Source organism: Luteibacter sp., from assembly GCF_036499525.1.
Lineage (GTDB): Bacteria > Pseudomonadota > Gammaproteobacteria > Xanthomonadales > Rhodanobacteraceae > Luteibacter.
This window is the reverse complement of sequence record NZ_DASYDO010000059.1, coordinates 43719-64104: the sequence shown is the minus strand read 5'-3', so window position 1 is coordinate 64104 and position 20386 is coordinate 43719. Positions and strand designations below refer to the sequence as shown.

At 64.8% G+C, this 20386-nt stretch carries 16 protein-coding genes; 7 read left to right on the top strand and 9 right to left on the bottom strand.

The features are described 5' to 3' along the window. Nucleotides 1-25 precede the first annotated feature (25 nt). Genes minD through VGM71_RS11165 form a run of 3 tightly spaced genes read left to right on the top strand, consistent with a single transcriptional unit; the run spans nucleotide 26 to nucleotide 1665 of the window. On the top strand, nucleotides 26-838 hold the full coding sequence (gene minD, locus VGM71_RS11175) for a septum site-determining protein MinD (RefSeq protein ID WP_331545069.1): 813 nt from the start codon (nucleotides 26-28) through the stop codon (nucleotides 836-838). 2 nt (nucleotides 839-840) lie between these two features. Beyond that, a complete protein-coding gene (gene minE / locus VGM71_RS11170) occupies nucleotides 841-1113 on the top strand; it encodes a cell division topological specificity factor MinE (RefSeq protein ID WP_331545067.1) in 273 nt (90 codons plus the stop codon). A 15-nt stretch (nucleotides 1114-1128) separates the two neighbouring features. Then, nucleotides 1129-1665: a hypothetical protein gene (locus tag VGM71_RS11165; protein WP_331545095.1), complete on the top strand. Its 537-nt coding sequence runs from the start codon at nucleotides 1129-1131 to the stop codon at nucleotides 1663-1665. On the opposite strand, the gene VGM71_RS11160 is transcribed toward VGM71_RS11165, so the two are convergent. Beyond that, nucleotides 1655-2596, bottom strand: coding sequence for a hypothetical protein (locus VGM71_RS11160; protein WP_331545062.1), 942 nt, complete (start codon nucleotides 2594-2596; stop codon nucleotides 1655-1657). The two genes, VGM71_RS11165 and VGM71_RS11160, sit on opposite strands and share 11 nt — an antisense overlap. Before the next feature lie 200 nt (nucleotides 2597-2796). Next, nucleotides 2797-4065 carry a multidrug effflux MFS transporter gene (locus tag VGM71_RS11155; protein ID WP_331545060.1) on the bottom strand — a complete coding sequence of 423 codons (1269 nt, stop codon included), beginning with the start codon at nucleotides 4063-4065 and terminating at the stop codon, nucleotides 2797-2799. Between the two features lie 120 nt (nucleotides 4066-4185). On the opposite strand from VGM71_RS11155, the gene crcB reads away from it, so the two are divergent. From crcB to VGM71_RS11135, 4 genes are all read left to right on the top strand, one after another. Then, nucleotides 4186-4575, top strand: a complete 390-nt coding sequence (gene crcB, locus VGM71_RS11150; protein WP_331545058.1) for a fluoride efflux transporter CrcB — start codon at nucleotides 4186-4188, stop codon at nucleotides 4573-4575. A gap of 43 nt (nucleotides 4576-4618) precedes the next feature. Beyond that, nucleotides 4619-5743 carry a cyclopropane fatty acyl phospholipid synthase gene (gene cfa, locus VGM71_RS11145; protein ID WP_331545056.1) on the top strand — a complete coding sequence of 375 codons (1125 nt, stop codon included), beginning with the start codon at nucleotides 4619-4621 and terminating at the stop codon, nucleotides 5741-5743. A gap of 133 nt (nucleotides 5744-5876) precedes the next feature. Continuing rightward, nucleotides 5877-6152 carry a hypothetical protein gene (locus VGM71_RS11140; RefSeq protein WP_331545054.1) on the top strand — a complete coding sequence of 92 codons (276 nt, stop codon included), beginning with the start codon at nucleotides 5877-5879 and terminating at the stop codon, nucleotides 6150-6152. A gap of 126 nt (nucleotides 6153-6278) precedes the next feature. Beyond that, the gene (locus VGM71_RS11135; protein ID WP_331545052.1) at nucleotides 6279-6488 is read left to right on the top strand and encodes a hypothetical protein; all 210 of its coding nucleotides are present in this window, start codon (nucleotides 6279-6281) and stop codon (nucleotides 6486-6488) included. Here the strand turns inward: VGM71_RS11135 and VGM71_RS11130 are convergent. The 7 genes from VGM71_RS11130 to VGM71_RS11100 form a co-directional block, all read right to left on the bottom strand. Continuing rightward, nucleotides 6469-6897 carry a hypothetical protein gene (locus tag VGM71_RS11130; RefSeq protein ID WP_331545050.1) on the bottom strand — a complete coding sequence of 143 codons (429 nt, stop codon included), beginning with the start codon at nucleotides 6895-6897 and terminating at the stop codon, nucleotides 6469-6471. The genes VGM71_RS11135 and VGM71_RS11130 overlap by 20 nt on opposite strands. Nucleotides 6898-6991: 94 nt before the next feature. Continuing rightward, nucleotides 6992-9430 (bottom strand): GH92 family glycosyl hydrolase, encoded by a 2439-nt coding sequence (locus VGM71_RS11125; protein ID WP_331545048.1) that lies wholly within the window; start codon nucleotides 9428-9430, stop codon nucleotides 6992-6994. A gap of 25 nt (nucleotides 9431-9455) precedes the next feature. Next, nucleotides 9456-10832, bottom strand: a complete 1377-nt coding sequence (locus VGM71_RS11120) for a glycoside hydrolase family 125 protein (protein ID WP_331545093.1) — start codon at nucleotides 10830-10832, stop codon at nucleotides 9456-9458. Between the two features lie 53 nt (nucleotides 10833-10885). Continuing rightward, nucleotides 10886-13510 carry a beta-mannosidase gene (locus VGM71_RS11115; RefSeq protein WP_331545046.1) on the bottom strand — a complete coding sequence of 875 codons (2625 nt, stop codon included), beginning with the start codon at nucleotides 13508-13510 and terminating at the stop codon, nucleotides 10886-10888. Beyond that, nucleotides 13510-16122: a TonB-dependent receptor gene (locus VGM71_RS11110; RefSeq protein WP_414675118.1), complete on the bottom strand. Its 2613-nt coding sequence runs from the start codon at nucleotides 16120-16122 to the stop codon at nucleotides 13510-13512. Before VGM71_RS11110 ends, VGM71_RS11115 begins: the two co-directional genes overlap by 1 nt. A 562-nt stretch (nucleotides 16123-16684) precedes the next feature. Continuing rightward, entirely contained in the window at nucleotides 16685-18448 is a 1764-nt protein-coding gene (gene zwf, locus VGM71_RS11105) for a glucose-6-phosphate dehydrogenase (RefSeq protein WP_331545042.1), read from the bottom strand. Beyond that, nucleotides 18445-20271 carry a glycoside hydrolase family 15 protein gene (locus VGM71_RS11100; RefSeq protein ID WP_331545040.1) on the bottom strand — a complete coding sequence of 609 codons (1827 nt, stop codon included), beginning with the start codon at nucleotides 20269-20271 and terminating at the stop codon, nucleotides 18445-18447. Before VGM71_RS11100 ends, zwf begins: the two co-directional genes overlap by 4 nt. Nucleotides 20272-20386: the final 115 nt, after the last annotated feature.

Sequence of the window (20386 nt, the reverse complement as noted above, 5' to 3'; positions counted from 1 at the left end):
CCATTGCAACACTCGGAGACATCTCTTGACTGAAATCATCGTCGTCACCTCCGGCAAAGGTGGAGTCGGCAAGACCACCACCAGCGCCTCCCTCGCGACCGGCCTCGCCATGCGGGGCAAAAAGGTCGCCGTCATCGACTTCGACGTCGGCCTGCGCAATCTCGACCTCATCATGGGTTGCGAACGGCGCGTGGTTTACGACTTCGTCAACGTCGTGCACGGCGAAGCCACGCTCAAGCAGGCGCTGATCAAGGACAAGCGGCACGACACCCTGTTCGTGCTGGCCGCCTCGCAGACCCGCGACAAGGACGCCCTCACCCAGGAAGGTGTCGAGAAGGTGCTCGACGAACTGGCGAAGGAAAACTTCGACTACGTCGTCTGCGATTCCCCGGCCGGTATCGAGAAGGGCGCCCACCTGGCGATGTACTTCGCCGACCATGCCGTCGTCGTGGTCAACCCGGAAGTTTCCTCCGTGCGCGACTCCGACCGCATCCTGGGCCTGCTGGCAAGCAAGACCCGCCGCGCCGAGAAGGGCGAGGGCCCGGTCCAGCAGCACCTGCTGCTCACGCGCTACAACCCGAACCGCGTCGAGGCCGGCGAGATGCTCAGCGTCACGGACGTCGAGGAAATCCTCGGCATCTCCGTGGTCGGCGTCATCCCCGAATCGGAAAACGTGCTTGCCGCGTCCAACGCCGGCGTGCCGGTGATCCTCGACGACGATTCGAATGCCGGCGCCGCTTACAAGGACACAGTGGCGCGCATCCTCGGCGAAGAGCGCCCGCTGCGCTTCCTCGAGCCGGTCAAGAAGGGCTTCCTCAAGCGCGTCTTCGGAGGTTGAGCATGGGTATCCTCGATTTCCTGAAGCGCCGGCCCGAGCCGAGCGCCGGCGTCGCCAAGGAACGCCTGCGCATCATCGTCGCCCAGGAGCGCTCGACGCGCGGCGGCCCCGACTACCTGCCGCTGCTGCGCAACGAGCTGCTGGAAGTCATCCGCAAGTACGTCAACGTCGATGTCGAGGCGGTCAACGTCAGCCTCGAGCGCGACAGCGGTCACGAAGTGCTGGAACTCTCCGTCGCCCTTCCCGACGGCAAGCCGGCCGCGTCGGCCGGCTGAAAGGTCGTGGGCGATATCACCGCCGTGGCCGTCACGGTGACCGGTAGCGATCCCGCCGACGCGGTCCTGCGCGTCGGCGGGATCGGGTTCGACGCACCGCGTTCCCTGTTGGCCCGGTACGGCCTGTCCCTTGTGGCCGTCGACGAAGGCAAACCCATTCCCGGCAGTTTCTGGGGCGATACCGAAGCCGGCATCATCGGCACGACGGTTTATGCCCGCGCCGACACGCCCGTCCACTCGCTGCTGCACGAGGCCTGCCACCTCATCGTGCTGCCGGCGGAGAAGCGCGCCCTCGTGCATACCGACGCCACCGACTCCATCGAGGAAGAAGACGCCACCTGCTACCTGCAGATCGTCCTGGCCGACCAGTTGCCCGGCGTGGGTTCCGTGCGACTGATGGAAGACATGGACCGCTGGGGTTACACCTACCGCCTCGGCTCGACGCGTGCGTGGTTCGAGCAGGATGCCACCGAAGCACAGATTTTTCTGCGGGCCCGCGGCCTCCCCTGGTCCGCGGACCGCCGCGACCCTTCATCCTCAGTTAGTACGTAGGCGTAACGACCTGATCCGTCGGGTCGTAAGTGAATTGAGCCCTGCCTGCGATCGACGTGGGCAGTGTAAGACGAAAAATGGGAAGACCCCGTCCATACAGGTTGTGGTAACGCTGCTGGTCGCTCTGGGCGTGGGCCCGCGCCACATTGTCGCCGGTCTTGAAAAAGAACGAGTGGATGGGAAGCGTCGCACCTTTGCCCGTGGTCCACGTAGCCAGCATCAACTCGTTCCAGTAATACCAGTGTTGTGGCTGGAGTTGCGCGCGCGCAAGGACGTTCTGATAGAACCTGCTGGCAGTCCCCGGCTGCCCCTGGCGCACGTTCCATCCGCATTCTTGCGAGTGAATATCCACGCCGCCGCCCCCAGCGTAGTAGTTGGCGATCCAGCCGGCGGCCGTGGTGATGCCCAGCTCGTCACACGGACGGCTTTGCGGGTGGGTTAGATACCGTCCGCATCCCTGGGACGGCCTTTGCCAGGTGTACCCGTCGAGTGGAAACGCACAGAGGACCGCCGGATGATATTTTCCGACGGGAATGTCGTAGTCCGGATAGAAAATGAACCCGTTCGGCTTCCAGAGGTTCGGAAAATTGCTGTCGGCCCTGAGCCACGAGACCGAGATACCTCCCAGGGTGATAGCTGACGAACTCGGATCCCACGAAAGGTAATTCGGACTCGTCTCGACCTGGCGCATCATCACGCCGCTGCAGAGGAAGGCCGGCCTTGTCGCGCTTCCGCAATCGGGGGTCGTATCCATGTACCACGCGTTTAACTCCGCGAGAGCGGTTTCTCCCGAGTACGGAATCGAAGCCTTCAATACGCTCCTTCCGCTTCCCTGGTCGATCGCGGTGGGCGACACGGCAACCGTCCCGCAGCCGGCAAGGGCAACGAAGATCGCAAATGCCGAGACTAATCGGATGGCGAGAAACTTCATGATTGGAATCCTTCCGTGAGTGATCGTCCCTGATGGCCTGCCACGAGCCGCCGCCATGTAGACAGGAAGCAGTTGATGGCAGGTCCATGGTCAACCGCCGGCGTGTTCCACGCAAATGGCGTTTTTTGATTGGGATCAAGGCAATGATCCACACATGCGGTAAACGCATGTAACTTTTCGACTGCTGTTCCAGTCGACGTTCAGCCGGGTTCGTTGCGCTCGATCTGCGACACGGCGCCGGTCGCGGCACCGGCTTTCGCGAGCGCCACGCGGCGACGTTCCAGGTGAACGTACCAAGCCCAGGCACCGAGACCGATCGAGGACATCGCTGAGGCGCCAAGGGCAAGCCCGAGCATGCTGCCGGACAGGGCCGGTGCCAGCACACCCGCCACCAGTGCCGTGATCAGCAGGCTGAAGAACGCCTGCACCGAGGACACGCCGCCGCGCTGCTCCGGGAATCGATCCAGCAACAGCAGGGTCAGCGTCGGGAACGCGAGCTGTACGCCGCACCCATAGAGCGCCAGCGGCAGGGTGGACCATGGCACGCGCGGCGTATCCAACGTCAGCGACAGGATCAGGCTGATCGCGCAGGACGACAGCATCGCCACGTAACCCCAGGACACCGTGCGCGCCGCACTCACCCTCCCCGCCACGCGGCCGGAAATGAACGCACCCGAGACCATGCCCGTCACCACGGGCACGAACAGCCACGGGAAGCCGTCGACGCCGAGGTGCAGGTGGTTGCGGATCACCTGCGGTGCCGAGGCCACATAGAGGAACAAACCGGAGAAATTGACCGAACTGGAGATCGCGAGCGGCCAGAACGGCAGGTCGCGACCGATAGCGAGGTACCCGGCGAGAAGCGGGCGCGGCCGAAACATGGTGCGCCTTTCGACCGGGTGCGATTCCATCAGGAAGGTATACACGCCCAGGGTCAGCAACAGGGTGAAGCCGGAAAGCGCCCAGAAGATGCCGCGCCAGCCGCCGATACCCAGCAACCACGCACCGACGATCGGTGCGATGGCCGGCGCGATGCCGAAGATCATCATCACCTTCGACATCATCCGCTGGGCTTCCTCGCCGTGCATCGTGTCGCGAACCACCGCGCGGCCCACCACGATGCCCGCGCCGCCGCAGAGTCCCTGCAACACGCGGCAGCCGAGGAGGAAGGCGAAGCTCGGGGCCAGCGCGGCGCCCACGGAAGCCACCGTGTAGATCGCCATGGCGACGACGATGACCGGCTTGCGCCCATAGGCATCGGATAGCGCGCCATGGAACAGGCTCATCCCCGCATAGGCCAGCAGGTACACGCTGAGCAACTGCTGCAGGGCCACATCGCCTACCGCGAAATCGCGGCCGATATCCGGGAAGCCCGGGAAGATGGCGTCGATCGAGAACGGCCCGATCATCGACAGGGCCGCGAGCAACAGGGGAAGGTGGCGACGCAGGTCGCGAGTCGCTGACGACATGGCGCTGCAGGGCCGTACGGGGAAGGTCAGGAAGTATACCCGCAGGGTCTTGCGCTCGCGGTCCGGCAGTCATCGGTTCATAATCGTTCCATCGTTCCATCGATCCTTCGCGGGGGTTACGTGGGTTACACCGGGTTCCTGGCCGTCGGGCTTGGCGGCATGCTGGGTTGCTGGCTGCGCTGGTGGCTTGCGGTCGCCTTCAATCCCCTGTTCCCCACACTGCCTCTCGGCACCCTCGCAGCCAACCTGACGGGTGGCCTGCTCATGGGCGTGACGCTGGGCGTATTCGATCATTACCAGGCGCTGCCGGTCGAAGTGCGCCTGCTGGTCGCCACCGGCTTTCTCGGCGGCCTCACGACCTTCTCCACATTCTCTGCCGAAGCGTCCGCGCTGTTGCTGCGCCAGCAGTACGCGTGGTTCGCCGCACACGCGGGACTGAACCTGGCCGGGTCCATCGCCATGACCATCGCCGGCCTGGCAGTCACCCGTGGAGTACTGAAGCACTTCTAGCCAAACAACGCCGCGCAGGGCGGCAACGAGGAATCATTATTCGATGAGCCACGATTCTTCCTCTCTCAAGGCACGCGCACAGGAATTGCTGGAACACGCCGGTGTCACCATCGGCGGCAACCGCCCCACCGACCTCGTCGTCCATGACGAGCGCACCTACGCCCGCGTCTTCGCACACGGATCGCTCGGCCTCGGCGAAGCCTATATGGACGGCTGGTGGGACGTCGTCGACATGCCGGGCTTCTTTGCCCGCGCGCTCTCCTCGCACCTGGACGAGTCGCTGCGCACGCTCGACACGTTGATCGCACACCTCAAGGCCCGCTTCCTCAACATGCAGCGTGGCGAGAACGCCTGGGAGGTGGGCCGCCAGCACTACGACCTCGGCAACGACCTGTTCGAGGCGATGCTCGGCAAGCGCCTGGTGTACTCCTGCGGCTACTGGGCCCAGGCGGACAACCTCGACGACGCGCAGGAAGCCAAGCTAGACCTCATCTGCCGCAAGCTCCAGCTCAAGCCCGGCCAGCGCATCCTCGATATCGGCTGCGGTTGGGGCGAGGCATTGAAGTTCGCCGCGGAGCGCTATGGCGTCAGCGGCGTGGGCGTCACCATCTCCAGGGAGCAGGCGGCGTACGCGCAGGAACTGTGCAAGGGCCTGCCCGTCGAGATCCGCCTGCAGGACTACCACGAGCTCGACGAGCGCTTCGACGCCATCCTGTCGGTCGGCATGTTCGAGCATGTCGGCGGCAAGAACCACCGCAGCTGGTTCGAGGTGGCGCGGCGCTGCCTGCAACCAGGCGGCCTTGCCGTGCTCCATAGCATCGGCAGCAACGGCGCGCCGGGCAGGCCCGACCCCTGGATCGAGCGATACATTTTTCCCAATTCAGTCATCCCGGCGATGAGCCAGGTGGCTACGGCGGTGGAAGGCCTGTTCGTTGTCGAGGACTGGCACAACTTCGGCGCGGACTACGACCGTACGCTGATGGCGTGGCGGGCGAATTTCGACGCCGCGTGGCCCCGGCTATCGGCACGCTACGACGAACGCTTCCGTCGCATGTGGCATTTCTACCTCGGCTGTTCGGCAGGCGTATTCCGCAGCCGGCGTGACCAGCTCTGGCAACTCACCCTCTCGGCGGAAGGCGTGCCCGGCGGCTATCGCGTGCCGCGCTGACGCCGCGACGACTTCCGCCCGCTTAGGGTCGGGGCATGAAACTCGTGGAAACCGACGTCCCCGCGCGGCTTGACCGGCTGCGCTGGGGACGCTTCCATAGCTCGACGCGCGCACGCAGACGGTTGCCTGGAGCGTGGTGTTCTTCTTCGCGTCCGCGGCCGCCAGTTCGGCCTACCTCACCGTGAGCGAAAGCTTCCCTCTGGAATTGCGCGCCCTCGCCATCGCGCTGTTCTATGCCTTCGGAACGGCCCTGGGCGGGGTCGCGGGACCCTGGCTGTTCGGCACGCTCATCGGCACGGGACAGCGCGGTGCCATCGGCGGCGGTTACGCGCTGGGCGCGTCGCTCATGCTGGTTGGCGCGGCCCGTAGGAGCGGACCTGGCCGCGACAGCTTTCGGGTCCGGTCTTAACGTTTGCGCGCCAGCTCTCAAGTCACGGTGAAAAACTGTCGCGGCCAGGGCCGCTCCTACAGCACTTTCCCTCGTGTCCCGCTAAAATGCGGCCATACCTCAGTAGTTCACCAGGGAATCCAGGGCGTGCATCAACGTAATTTCGCCGTATCGGTGGTCCAGCCCGGCGGCAAGGTCGCCATCGAGATCGAGTTCAACGAAAAGGTCCACGGCCTCTCCGGCGACACCGTATGGCTGTCTCTCGAGGAAGAAGCCAGCCTCGAGGATGCCGAAGCCCTGCGTGCCTTGCTCGAGCGGATCGGTCACCGCATCACGGTCACGAACGTACGCTCCTGACCGGGGCGGCGGTTTCCTCCACGGCCACCGCGAGCGGTACCACCCGCGGCGCGAGCCGGCGGTGGTTCACGCCATGCACCTTTCCGCAGCCAAGGCATGCCCGAGTCATGCCCAAGCCGCGCCGGGCCGCGCGAGGCGCGCCTAGCAGGCAGCCGCAGACGTAGCATCCGGCGATCGTTCCCCGGTCCCAGAGCCGGAGCTTCACGGTCTGCACCGCGGCCCACGCGAGGCCGATGGCCATGCCGGCGGCGAACGTCCAGCCCGGCAGGTTCGAATAAAGGGAAAGCGTGCCGAAATCGCCAGGCACCCGCTGCGTCGCCTTCAGGGCGGCCGCCCCCGCCGCTCCGCCGGCGAAGGCGAGCCCGGCGGGCAGGTATATCCGAAAATACATGCGTCCCACGTACGACATGCCGCGTCCCCTTCTCCCTGCCGGATCCTCCCGGCAAGCCCAGATTGTCGGTACGCGGGTCTATCGATTGTGAACGTGTTCGGCAAGGTTGGGGCTAGGCGGCCGAAGCCGGGTCGCCGAAGGACGGCGGACGGTCGTCGAGCGCCTTGCCGAAGTCCTCGTTGGGCGCGTCGCCCATGACGAAGCTCAGCGTGCCCCCGGCCGCCAGTTCCTTGTGCGGAATCCAGCTCTTCGTCCAGGGCTTGCCGTTCCAGGCCACCGACTGGATGTAGGCACGGCCCGGACCGTTGTCCTTCGTCTCGATCACCAGCGTGCGGCCATCGCCGACCTGCACTTCCGCGCGGTCGAGCAGCGGGCTGCCGAACACGTAGTTCGTGCTCACCGGGTCCACCGCGTACAGGCCCATCGCGCTCATCACGTACCACGCGCTCATCTGGCCACAGTCCTCGTTGCCGGGGAGGCCGTCGGGCTCGGGCAGGTACATCGTCTCCAGCAGCATGCGCACGCGCGCCTGTGTCTTGTGGTGCGCGCCCGTGTATGCATAGAGATAGGGCATGTGGTGGCCCGGCTCGTTGCCGAACGCATACTGGCCCACCAAGCCGGCGATATCCGGCGGCGCATTGTCCGGCAGGATGGGGTCGGCATTGAACAATGCGTCCAGCTTCTTCTCGAAAGCCTGCTCGCCGCCGAACAGCGCCATGTAGTTGTACAGGTCGTGCTGGTTGAGGAAGGTAGCCTGCCAGGCGTTCGACTCGGTGAAGTCGCGCCAGCGCTTCGAATGACCGATGGCGACCGGATCGAAGGGCTCCAGCCATTTCCCATCTTCTCCGCGCGGCCGCACGAACTGCGTTTGCTTGTCGAAGACATTGGCGTAGTTCTTCGACTGCTTGCGCAGCAGCGCGGCATCGTCGGCATGGCCGAGCGCATCGGCCATGTGCGCCACGGCCCAATCGTCGTAGGCGTATTCGAGGGTCTTGCTGACTGCCTCGCCTTCCTTCTCGCTGGGGATGTAGCCGAGTTCGCGGTAGTAGCGCAGGCCGAAGTAGTCATCCTGCAAGGCGCGGCGGCGCATGACGGGCCAGGCCTTCGCATAGTCGATGCCGGTGAAGCCCTTGGCTTGTGCCTCGGCCAGAACCACGGCCGAGTGGTAACCGATCATGCATACCGTCTCGATACCCTGCAGCGGCCATACCGGCGCGCCGCTGGGGCTTTCCACCGCGTTGCGGACAATGCCGTCGACGAGGTCGGGCACGCGGTCGGACTGGTAGAGCGTGAGCAACGGATGCTCGGCACGATAGGTGTCCCACAGCGAATACGTGCTGTAGTTGTGCCGCCCTTCCGGCAAGGTATGCACCGCCTTGTCCATGCCGCGGTAGCGGCCGTCGATGTCGCTGAACACCGTGGGCGCGAGCATCGTGTGGTACAGCGCGCTGTAGAAGGTGCGCTTTATCTTGTCGGACGAGGAATCGACGCGGATCTTCGACAGTTCCCTTTCCCACTCGGCCTCGGCCGAGGCGCGTATGGCTTCGAAGTCCCAGCCGGGCATCTCTCCGTCGAGGTTGCGCATGGCGCCGTCGATGTCGACGCCGGAAATGCCGACCTTGACCAGCAGTGGTTCGGACGACGCCTTGTCGAAATGCAGCGCCGCCTTGAGGTGGTCGCCCTTGGCGGTCGTCGTGCCCTTCGGCTGTGCCTTGTCGTCCACGTAGAGGGTGGCACTCGCCACCGGGCGCGACAGCTTCATGGCGAAGTAGATGACACGCCCGCTGGCCCACTGCCATACGCGGCGGCCACCGACGAGGGTATCGTTGCCGACCAGGGTCAGTTCGGCGTCCGTGACGTTCGCCGGCTTGTCCATCGCATCCGCGAAGCCGTGGGCCAGGTCGACGAGAAGGTGTGCGTCGCCGTCCTTGCCGAAGGTGTAGCGATGCATGCCGGCACGCAGCGTGGCGGTCAGCTCGGCAAGGATGTCGAAGCGCGTGAGCTTGGCCCGGTAGTAGCCCGGATGCGCCTGCTCGCCCGTGTAATGTGAGCGGTAGCCCTTCACGCCGCTCTTGTAACCCTTTGGCGCCTTGTCGCCGCTCACCTTCTTCGCGTCGAAACGCGACACGTAGTTGACGCCGTCGTAGTCGCGGTCGCCCGGCTGCAGCAGCACGGGGCCCATCGAGGGCATGACGAGGAAGTCGAGCATGTCGCTCGCGCCCGTGCCCGAGAGGTGCGTGTGCGAGAAGCCCATGATCGAGCCGTCGCCCTGGTGGTAGCCGGACGAACCGTCCCACTGCGCGTTGTAGGTATCCGGGCTCAGCTGGACCATGCCGAACGGCCGGGTCGCACCGGGATAGGTGTGACCGTGGCCGCCCGTGCCGACGAAGACGTCGACGTAACGCAATACGCCCTGCCCGGCGGTGCCGCCGCCGGGCGCGGGCGCTTTCAGGCCATCCTGCACGCTACCGGCCAGCGCGGTGAGGGAACCGAGCTGGCCGACCGCCGTGACGGCGGCCATCCCTTGCAGAAAACGTCGACGGGTAACCATGAATCGCTCCTTCTCAAGCCGCGCGTCAGACGCGCAGCAGGGTTTCGGGGTGCTTGTCGGCGAGGTGGACGATCAACTCGCCGAACAGGGTATTGGCCCAGGCAAACCACGACCGCGTGAACGTCTTCGGGTCGTCCTGGTCGAAGGCCTCGTGCATGAAACCGGTGTCCGCATGGGTCGTCTTCAGCCAGTGCAGGCACTGGCGGATCTCCGCCGTGTCGTCGGTGGTGAAGGCCTTCATCATGATCGACATGGGCCAGATCATGCGCAACCCCTCGTGCGGGCCGCCGATGCCTTCACCGGCGCTGCCCTTGAAGAAATACGGGTTGTCCATGCTCCAGACCTTCGCGCGGGTGCGCGCATAACGGGCATCGCGCGGGCTGCATTCGAGGTATGGCAAGGCCAGCAGGCTGGGCACATTGGCATCGTCCATGAACAGCCGATTTCCGTAACCATCGACTTCGTAGGCCCAGTAATCGCCGGCGGCGTCAGGAATGGAACCGTATTGCTCCACCGCTGCCGCGACCTCGTCAGCCATGGCGTTGCACTCCTTCGCGAAGCCCTGGTCGCCGTAGAACGTCGCATGCATCTGCGCCAGGCGGCGCAGCGTCACGACGGCGAAGAGGTTCCCGGGGATGTTGAACGCATACACCGTTGCGTCGTCGGAAGGACGGAACATCGCGTGGATCATGCCCACCGGGCGCGTGGGCTGACCGTAGCCCTTCAGGAACTGGCTCTCGGTCGGATTCGGCGACGGCCTCTGGAAATGGTAGGGGCCGGGGCCGTCCTTGCGCTGCTGCTCGCGGAAGGTGGCGACGATACGGTGCGTGGCGGAGCGCCAGGATTCGTCGAAGGGTTCGCGGTCGCCCGTGGCCTGCCAGTAACCGTGGGCGAGGCGCACCGGATAGCAGAGCGAATCGATTTCCCACTTGCGCTCGCCCACGCCAGGCAGCATGGGCAGGTCGGACTGGGCCCAATCGAGCTTGCTCTTGCCCTTCGGATCCGGGAGGAACGCGTTGGCATAGGGATCGATCGAGATGCAGCGCGACTGCCGGCGAATCAGTCCACGGAACAGCTTGCGCAGCGCCTCGTCCTTTGCGACGAGCGGCAGGTACGGCCAGACCTGCGCCGAGGAATCGCGCAGCCACATCGCATCGATGTCGCCGGTGACCACGAAGGTATCCTCGTAGCCGTCGAGGCGGCCGACTTCCACCGTGGTGTCCAGGGTATTCGGGAAGCAGTTCTCGAACAGCCAGGCCAGCTCCGGATCCTTGATCTTCTTCTTCGTCGAGGCGATCAGTGCCTCCACGGCTTCACTGGTGAACTTGCGCTTGCCCACCGGCGGGCGCTTGCTCGGAAAACGCGAGGCTGCCGCCACGCCCATGCTGACGCCACCGAGCATTGCCGCGGTCGGCACGAGGGAAAGCGACTTCACGAAGTTACGGCGGCTGGGATTCACGGCGTGGTCTCCTTCAGGGCGTCGACGAGCGAGCGTACCGTCACAGCATGACGAAGCGCATCGATATCGACCTTGCCTTCGATCGCAATATCGACGCTTTCGCCCGGCAGCAGGTCGAACGCGTTCTGTGCCAGGCGCACGTCAAGGTCGCCCGTGTCGATCCATACGGCGCGCGCGAGGCGCTTCGCCGACACGGTAAGCACGAGGCCGTGGCCGTCGTCGCGCAGCGAGGTGGACAATCCGGGCTTCGGCAGCGCGAGCGTGCGCGCTGCGCCGAAATACAGCAGGTGGTGCGCGGCGGGCTTACCCTGCTCCAGCAGGTCGAAGGAAACCACGGTCCTGCGCGGATCGGCGCCCTTCAGCAGGGTCGCGTCGTCGACCGTCCCGGCTGTCGTGCTCGAAAGCGCGGCGGCGCGTAGCGGTCGGTTCGTCTCGCGCAGCAGCTTGCCGCCCATGTCGTAGACCCGCGTGCGCAACGTTGCCTCGAAATCCGTAGTGCGATCGGACACCGCAAATACCTCGGTCTTTCCTTCGCGGCGAATAGGCACCACGTCAACGGGGGCGTAGAAGCGCTTTGCGTGGAACTGCAAGGCCTTCCAGCGGTTGAAGTAATCGACGCTGGCCCACGAGGCACCCGGCCATACGTCGTTCAACTGCCAGTACAGCGAACCCATGCTGCGCGGACGCGCGCTGCGCAGGTGCTCGGCGGCAAGTTCGATGCCCTCCGCCTGCATCACCTGGCTCAGGTACACGAAAGACGGGAAGTCCTTCGGCTCGCCGTATTCCTGGCGGATGTAGAGCAGTAGCCGCTGGTTGCCGTCGCCGTTCGCGAACTTCTGGTGGGCGCGCATCACCTTCGATTCGGGCTGCATGTCGCCTTCCTCGGCGAAGGCCTTGATCGTGGCCATCACGGGGAATGACTGCAGGCCGTACTCGGACTGGAAGCGCGGCGTCATGTCGAGGTAGTGGGAGATCGGCTCGGATCCCGACCACACTTTCCAATAATGGTAATCGCCGTCGCTCTCGACGTTGGCCGGACCTTCGTAATCGGTGCTCGGCGAACTGGCCCAGTAAGGCACCTGCGGCGACAGGTCGCCTACGACCTTGCGCAGCGTCTTGCCGAACAGCTCGCGCATGCCTTCGTCGACGCGCTTTACTTCATCCGCATTGACGAACTTGCGGAAGTCCTGCCGGTCCGGCCAGTCGTCCCAGCCGGTCTGCACTTCGTTGTTACCGGCCCAGAGCACGATCGAGGGATGGTCGCGCAAACGAGTGACCTGCTCCACCGCCTCGACGCGCGCATTCTCGCGGAAGGCCGGGTCGTACGGCGTGATCGCACCGCCGTACATGAAATCCTGCCAGATCATGATGCCGAGGCGATCCGCCGCCGCATAGAAGGCATCGTCCTGATAGGTGCCGCCGCCCCACATGCGCAGCATGTTCATGTTGGCGTCCTTCGCCGAGCGAAGGAACGCCTCCATGCGCCCCGGCGTGACACGGGAGGGGAAGCTGTCGAACGGAATGAGGTTCGCGCCCTTGGCGAAGATGGGCACGCCGTTCACCACAAAGGCGAAGCTCCTGCCCCACGGGTCCTTCTCGCGGCGGAGTTCCACACTGCGCAGGCCGGTGTCTTTCTCGACGCTTGCGACCGTGGCTCCATCGGCGGAAACCTCAGCGTGGAAACGGTAGAGGCTGGGATCGCCGTAGCCCACGGGCCACCAGCGCTGCGGATGGGCGATATCGACCGGTAGCGACGCATGGTTCTCGCCCTTCGCGAGGGCCACGCTGCGCTCTTCGTGGCCGTGGCTGCCGTCGGGCGCGGTCCAGTCCACCTTGAGCATCACCGGGCCGCTCTTGTCCGCGCGCAGGTCGAACTGCGCTTCGAGACGGGCGTTGTCGGCGTCCACGTGCTGCTGGGAGATATGGAAGTCGGCCAGGCGCGTGGTATCCCAGGATTCCAGGCGCACCGGTCGCCAGATGCCGAGGGTGACGTAGCGCGGACCCCAGTCCCAGCCGTACTGGTAGTTCGCCTTGCGAACATAGTTGGAGGTCTGCTTGCCTTTAGGCTCGTCGCCGAAGGCGGAATCGAATTCGCCCGGCAAGGAGTACGGCTGCTTCATCAGCCAGGGGAGCAACCGTGCGATGGGCGACTGGAGGTGGACGTCCAGGGTGTTGCCGCCCTTGTGCAGGACGTCCCGCACCGGCACGCGCCAGCGGCGGAACATGTTGTCCGTCACGAGCAGTTTCCTGCCGTTGAGCGTGACCTCGGCAAAGGTGTCGAGGCCATCGAAAACAAGATCGACGTGACCGCGAGCCAGGGCGGCCGCGTCCACGTCGAAGTCCAGCCGGTAATCCCAGTTGGAAAGGCCGATCCATTGCAGGCTGGCCTCGTTGTCGCGCCAGAACGGATCCCCGATCCGATGCAGCGCCAGGAGGTCAGTCTGGACGGCCCCGGGCACTTGCGCCGGGAGCCAGTCCTTCAGGTCGTTGTGCGCGTCCGCTTCCGTCCCTTGCGCGAGACGGAAGCGCCAGCCGGAGGAGAGGTCCCTCTCCCCCGGCGGGCTGGCGCTGGCCGCTCCGGCAGCAAGCCAGAACGCCAGGGCCAGCGACGCGCGGCGCATCACAGCTTGAAGCCCAGCGTCAGCGTGTATGTACGGCCGTTCTTGTACGAGTAGAGCGGCTGGCTCGGGCGGTCGTCGTAGACCTGGTAGGTCTCGTCGAGCAGGTTGGTGCCATCGAGGGAGATGCGCATGTGGTCGTTGACCTGGTAGCCGACGGACGCGTCGAGTTCACGGAAGATACCCGTGATCTGCTGGGTCTGCAGCGCGGCGATCGAGGTGAAGTACGACGAACGCCAGCTGTAGGTGACGCGGGCGCTCCACGGACCCTGCTCGAAGAACGGCGACAGGTTGAACGAGTTCTTCGAGTTGTACGGCAGCGGGAAGTCGTTGCTGGTGTCCGCGTCCGAGTACGTGTAGTTCGCCAGCATGCCGAAACCAAGGCCGAAGTTCTGCTGGTAGCTGATCGACGCGCCCTTGACCTTGGCCACGCCCGCGTTGATCGGCACCTGCATCTGGTACACGTCGTCACGCTGGTTGGTCAGGTTGTACTGGGTTTCGAGCACCTGCGTGTTCAGGATGTAGCCCGAGATGCGACGGAAGAACAGCTCGGCCGCCAGCACGCTGTTCTCGGAGAAATACCACTCGGCCGAGAAGTCATAGTTGGTGGACTTGTACGGGCCGAGCTCGGTGTTGCCGCGCGAGCCGGTGAGGCTGCGGTCGTCGAGGGCGACGTACGGGGTCATCTGCTGATAGCGCGGACGGGCGATGGTCTGTGCATATGCGAAGCGCAGCGTGAGGTCCTGTGCCACGTCGTAGGCGATGTTCAGTGACGGCAGCCAGTTGTGGTAAGCGCTGCGCTTGTTCACCGGGGCATACGTATCGGTGCCGACGGAATTGAAACCGTCCACCGTGTCGCGGGTGCGGAAGTAGCGCACGCCCAGGTTGCCGCGGTAGTTGTCGCCGGAGAAGTCACCCTGGATGTAGAACGCGCGGTTCTGCTCCTGGATCGCATAGGTGGCCTTCGGATCGACTGGCGAGCCGTATTGGTCCACCAGGGCGTTCACGCCGTCCTTGAGGGCGCCCTTGCCGATGGTCGTCCAGTTGGCCATGCTCGGGGTGCCGTTAAGGCCGCCCAGGTAGGCGTCCGGCGTCTGTCCGCCGGCCCAGTCGGCCAGCGTGAGGCCGTCCACGCCCATCGACGCGAGCGACGGGAAGCGCGAGGCATACGCGTCCTGGCCGTTGTAGTGGTTGGTCGCCTTTACACCGACTTCGATCTGGTTCAACGGTCCCCAGGCCACGTCGTGGGAGAAGTCAGCCTGGAAGTAGCGCTCGCGATCATAGGTGGGCGCGCGGCTGAAGCCCACGCCATTGATCACGGCCTGCGAAGGATTGTCCGGGCTGTTGTAGTTGATCTGCGGATGCTCGCCCGCCAGGTTCCAATCGTAGCCGCCCATGGACTTGAACTGCGTGTTCCAGATGCCCTTGGAACCGCCGGTGGAACCGGTGTAGCCGATCTGGCTCGAAGCCGTCCAGCCATCGCCGAACCAATCGGCGCGCAGCTGCGCGGCACCGGTGTTCACCTTGGACTCGCGCTCGTAGCCGTCAAGGTAGGTTGGCGCGTTCGGGCCGTAAGAGGCGTTCGTGATGACGCCGTTGTTGATCGTCGCCGCGGTCGCCGACGGTGCGGAGCCCGACCAGTCGCCATAGCGGCTCTGGTTGAAGTTGTCGAATTTCTCGGTCACGTACAGGCCGGTGAAATTAAGCTCGAATGCGTCGTTCGGCTTCCACTGCAGGCCGGTCGACACGCCGTCGCGCTTGCGGCGCTGCTGGAACCACGCGGTGTTGATCGCGGTCGGGTACGTGGGCTGCTGGTCCGCCGGCACGACGCCCGGTGCGAACTGGTGGTCCGGATTGGTGTCGGCCGGATCGTTGGCGCGCTGGTACCCGAAGATCTCGGTGCCCTGGCGGTCGATGATGCGCTCGGAATGCATCAGCGAGCCGAGCACGCCGAAGGTATTGTCCTTGTTCTTCCAGCTGTAGAGCACCGAGGCGTTCGGCTTGCCGGTGTCGGCGCGGTCGTTGTAACCGTAGCTCACGTTGCCCGTGAGGGTGTTCGCCTTCAGGTCCAGCGGACGGCGCGTATTGACGATGACGGTACCGCCGATCGAGCCCTCGTCGATGTTCGCCTGCGGGGTCTTGAAGACCTGGGCGTTACCGATGATTTCCGAGGTGAGCAGGCTGTAGTCGAACGAGCGGCTGTCCGGGTTGTTCGGGTCGGACGTCCAGTTGGTCGATGCGAGGGTCTGCCCGTTCAGAAGCAGGCGGTTCAGCGCAGGGTCGGTACCCAGGATGCTGACCTTGTCGCCCTCGCCGAAGTTGCGGTCCACGCTGATGCCCGGAAGGTGCGACAGCGACTCGGCTACATTGGTGTCCGGGAACTTGCCCACGTCCTCGGCCGAGATGGCGTCGACGATCGAATCCGAGTTGCGCTTCAGGTCGAGCGACTTCTGCAGGCTCGCGCGGATACCGGTGACGGTGATGCCTTCGAGGCTGGACGCGTCCTGCGCATTGGCGTCGGTCTTCTTCTTGGCGGTGCTCGCGGCCGGCGCGGGCGTCGCCGCGTCCTGCGCCATCGCGCTGCCTGTGACGAACAGCCCGGCCATGATGGCCATGGAAAGTGCGCTGATCCGGTGGTTCACATCGATCTCCTGGGGAGGGGGTTTCTGTTTTTTTGCGGAACGAACGCCGCCGCGCCGGCCGTGGCCCGCGTTCGCTTCGTTCGTTTCGTTGGTGTGTTCTTGCCCTGCGTCTTGCCGCAACCGCCCTGCCGGCAAGGCCCCACCGCGACCTGATCATCGTTGCAGTGGTATTACCGGCTGATTCTCCGAGTCCGCTGACAACGTTGTCAACTGATTTTTTAACTCGATCTAAAGTTAGGGAGAACCGTGCAATACGTTGAATTTATTAATTTTTTCCTAAAATGCAAAATACTGCATTGCGGAAATTCTCATAGGGCGTTTGGATCGATCCATGGGAGGAGCGAATCGTCCAAGACCTGACGTAAGCGGCTCAGTCGCCGGAGGTTTTTCGGGGCGATCCGGGCGATTCGAGAGAGAATCGACCAAGGAAGCAGGGATGGTGCGACGCAGCGAAAATATCGGCCCTGCAGCCAGCAGGTTACGCCGGGCGATTCTGGAGGAGCCGCTATAACGGCTCCTCCATTCGGCCGCGAAGCTACTTCTTGCGTGGTCGCGTGGTCTTGGGGGACGGCCGTTTTGCTGTGGCGGCCTTGGTGGCAGGGGTCGCCTTACGCGCGGTCGCCGTCTTCTTCACCGACGTGCCGCGCATGACCTTCTTCGCCGCGGCCCGCTTCTTCGCGGCGTGGCGCTCCGGCGATTTCTCGGCGGTGGGGATGTCGACCTTGGTGGACTTGGCCGTGCGGCGCGTGTTGAGTTCCGTCGCGGTATTCAACGGGCGCCAGGAGCGACCGCCCAGGGCGAGCAAGGTGTCGGCCGAGGCCGGGCCCGCGCTGCCCGAGGCGTAGTTCGGGAAATCCGCCGGCGTGCGCTGTGACCAGTCGTCCAGCACCGGCTGCACGGCGCGCCAGCAGGCCTCCACCATGTCCGCGCGCTGGAACAGGGTGGGGTCGCCCGTCATGCAATCGTAGAGCAGCGTCTCGTAACCCACGTTCGGTTCGGCACGGAACCAGTCCGCGTACTTGAAGTCCATCCGCACCGGTGCGAGTTCCACGCGCGGGCCCGGGCGTTTCACGTCGAACTGCAGGGAGATGCCCTCATCCGGCTGGATCTGCAGCACCAGCCAGTCGGGACCGAATGCGTCCATGCCTGTGCCGCGGAACGGCGCGAAGGGCGCGGACTTGAAGCGTATGGCGATCTCCGTCGTGCGCCGGCCCATGTGCTTGCCCGTGCGCAGGTAGAACGGCACGCCCGACCAGCGCCAGGTGTCGATGGAGAGCTTCATGGCGACGAAGGTTTCCGTCACCGAATCCGGCGCCACGTCCGGTTCGTCACGATAGGAATTCGCCAATTGGCCATTCACCGCGCCCGGGCCGTACTGGCCGCGCACGGCGTCTTCCGGCTGTACCGGACGGATCGCGTCGATCGTTTCGGCCTTGCGCGTGCGTACCGCCTCGGCATCGAAGGAACTGGGCGGCTCCATCGCCACCATCGCCAGCAGCTGGAACAAGTGGTTCGGTACCATGTCGCGCAGCGCACCGGTCTGCTCGTAGAACGAGCCGCGACGTTCGACACCGACGGTCTCGGCCACGGTGATCTGCACGTGGTCGATACGGTCGCGGTTCCAGATGGGTTCGAAAAGGCCGTTGGCGAAACGGAACGCCATGATGTTCTGCACCGTTTCCTTCCCGAGGAAGTGGTCGATGCGATAGATCTGGTCCTCGCGCAGCACCTTGAGGATGCGTTCGTTGAGCGCGCGTGCCGAGGCCAGGTCGTGGCCGAACGGTTTCTCGATGATCACGCGGCGCCAGAAGTCGCCGTTCGCACCGCCGTCGTCGACGAGTCCGGCATCGCGCAGCTTCTCGATCACGTCGCCGAAGAAGCGTTCCGGTGTAGCGAGGTAGAACAGCACATTGCCCTTCGTGCCGCGTTTGCGTTCCACTTCACGCAAACGCACGGCCAGGCTTTGAAAGGCGGAGAGGTCGTCGAAATCGCCGGCGTGATAGCTCATCTGCCCGCTCAGCCAGTCCCAGGCGTCCTCGTCGAGCTTGCTGCCGGCATTGCCGACGAAGCGCTCCAGCGCCGTGCGCAGGCTCTTCTTCCACGCGTTGTCGGTCATCTTGCCGTGGTTGAAGCCGATCACCGAGAAGTTATCGGACAGCAGACCCGTGCGGCGCATGTTGTACAGCGAAGGAACGACAAGCCGGCTCGTCAGATCGCCGGCGGCGCCGAAGATCACGACGGTACAGGGATCGGCCGGATGAGCTCGCGAGGTGGCGCGCTTCGGTTGGGCTGGGCTCATGCACGGGCTCCTTGGGTATCGAGTGCTTCAGGTGTGGCGTGGACATCGGCCGTCGCGCTGTAACCGTTCGCGAGGCTGAAGGCGGCATTGATCAATGCGACGTGTGAAAAGGCCTGGGGGAAATTGCCCAGCAGTCGCTTCGACCGGGGATCGTACTCCTCGGAGAGCAAGCCGAGGTCGTTCGTGAGCCCTATCAGGCGGGTGAACAGCTCGCGCGCCTCGTCGAGGCGGCCCAGCAATACATAATTCTCCACGAGCCAGAAGCTGCATGGCAGGAATTGGCCTTCGCCAGGCGGCAAGCCGTCCACGCCGGTGCTCGTGTGGTAGCGATGCACGAAGCCCTCGACCAGGAGGTCTTCCTCGATCGCCTTCACCGTCGCGGCCACGCGCGGATCGCCAGCCGGCAGGAAATCAGTGAGCGTCACCAGCAGCAGGCTCGCATCCAGTTCCTTCGAACCATAAGATTGGGTGAAGCATCCGCGCTCGGGATCCACGCCCTTGGCGAGGATGTCGGCCTTGATCTCGTCGGCGACGGTGCGCCAGCGCAGGTTGAGACCGTCATCGTGCCCCTCACGCTCTTGCTCGGACGCACGCTGGAACGCCAGCCAGGCCATCATCTTTGAATGGACGAAATGGCGCGGCTCGCCGCGGATCTCCCAGATACCGTTGTCGGGCTGGCGCCAGATGCCGGCGAGGTGCTCGAGAAACACCGACTGCACGCTGTCGGCGGTGGGTTGCCAGACCACGCCGTGACGGACGGCGTGCGCGAACGCACCGACCAGCTCGCCGTAGATGTCCAGCTGGAACTGCGTTGAGGCCGCGTTGCCGATGCGCACCGGCAGCGAGGCTTCGTAGCCCTGCAGCCAGGGCACTTCGAATTCCTCCAGGCGGCGCTCACCCGCAAGGCCATAGAGCACCTGCAATTGTTCCGGCGATCCAGCCACGGCACGGCGCACCCAGTCGCGCCATGCGCTGGCTTCGTCGTGATATCCCGCATTGACCAGGGCCGACAGCACGAAGGTGGCATCGCGCGCCCAGCAGAAGCGGTAGTCCCAGTTGCGCTCGCCGCCGATTTGCTCCGGCAGCGACGTGGTGGGTGCGGCGACGATGCCGCCCGTGGGGAGGTAACTCAGGCCCTTCAATACGACAAGCGAACGGCGGACGATATCGGACCACTCCCCCGCCTTGTTGCAACGGTCCGACCAGCCAGCCCAGAAATCGAGCGAATCGCGCAACGCGGCGTGCGGGTCGAGGGCTTCAGGCGGCGGCAGGTGCGATGGACCCCAGGCCATGACGAAGGGAATGGAATCGCCCTTGCCCACCTTGAAGCGGGCGACGCTGTGCAGGCCCTCCCCTTCCACGGCGACCGGGCTGCGCACGACCAGCAGGTCCGGACCTGCCACCGCGGTCATCGTGGTTTCGTCGGCACGTGTGACCCACGGGATGGTGTTGCCGTAATCGAAGCGGATAGTGAGCACGGCTTCAAAGTCCACGCGCCCTTCCAGCCCTTCGACGATGCGCGTAACGCCCACCTGGTCGCCGGCGAATGGCATGAAGTCGATCACCCGGGCCCGGCCCGTGGCCGTCCGCCACTCGGTTTCCAGGACAAGGCTGCCGTCGATGTAACGGCGCTGGCTGGTCGCGTCGGGATCGGCGGGGGCTATACGCCAGCGGCCGTTGTCCCCGGAGCCGACCAGGGCGGCGAAGCAGGAAGCGGAATCGAACCGGGGCAGGCACAGCCAGTCGATGGAACCGTCCCTCGCCACCAGCGCCGCGCTCCGGCAGTTGCCGAGCATCGCGTAATCCTCGATGCGGGATGCCATGCTGTCCTCTTGATCGGCCGTGATTTCTATTACGGTAACGGCCGAATTGTTAGCGTTACGTGTCGGCGAAATATTGTAGGAGCGCGCCCTGCGCGCGACATCTTTTTGCGAAGAG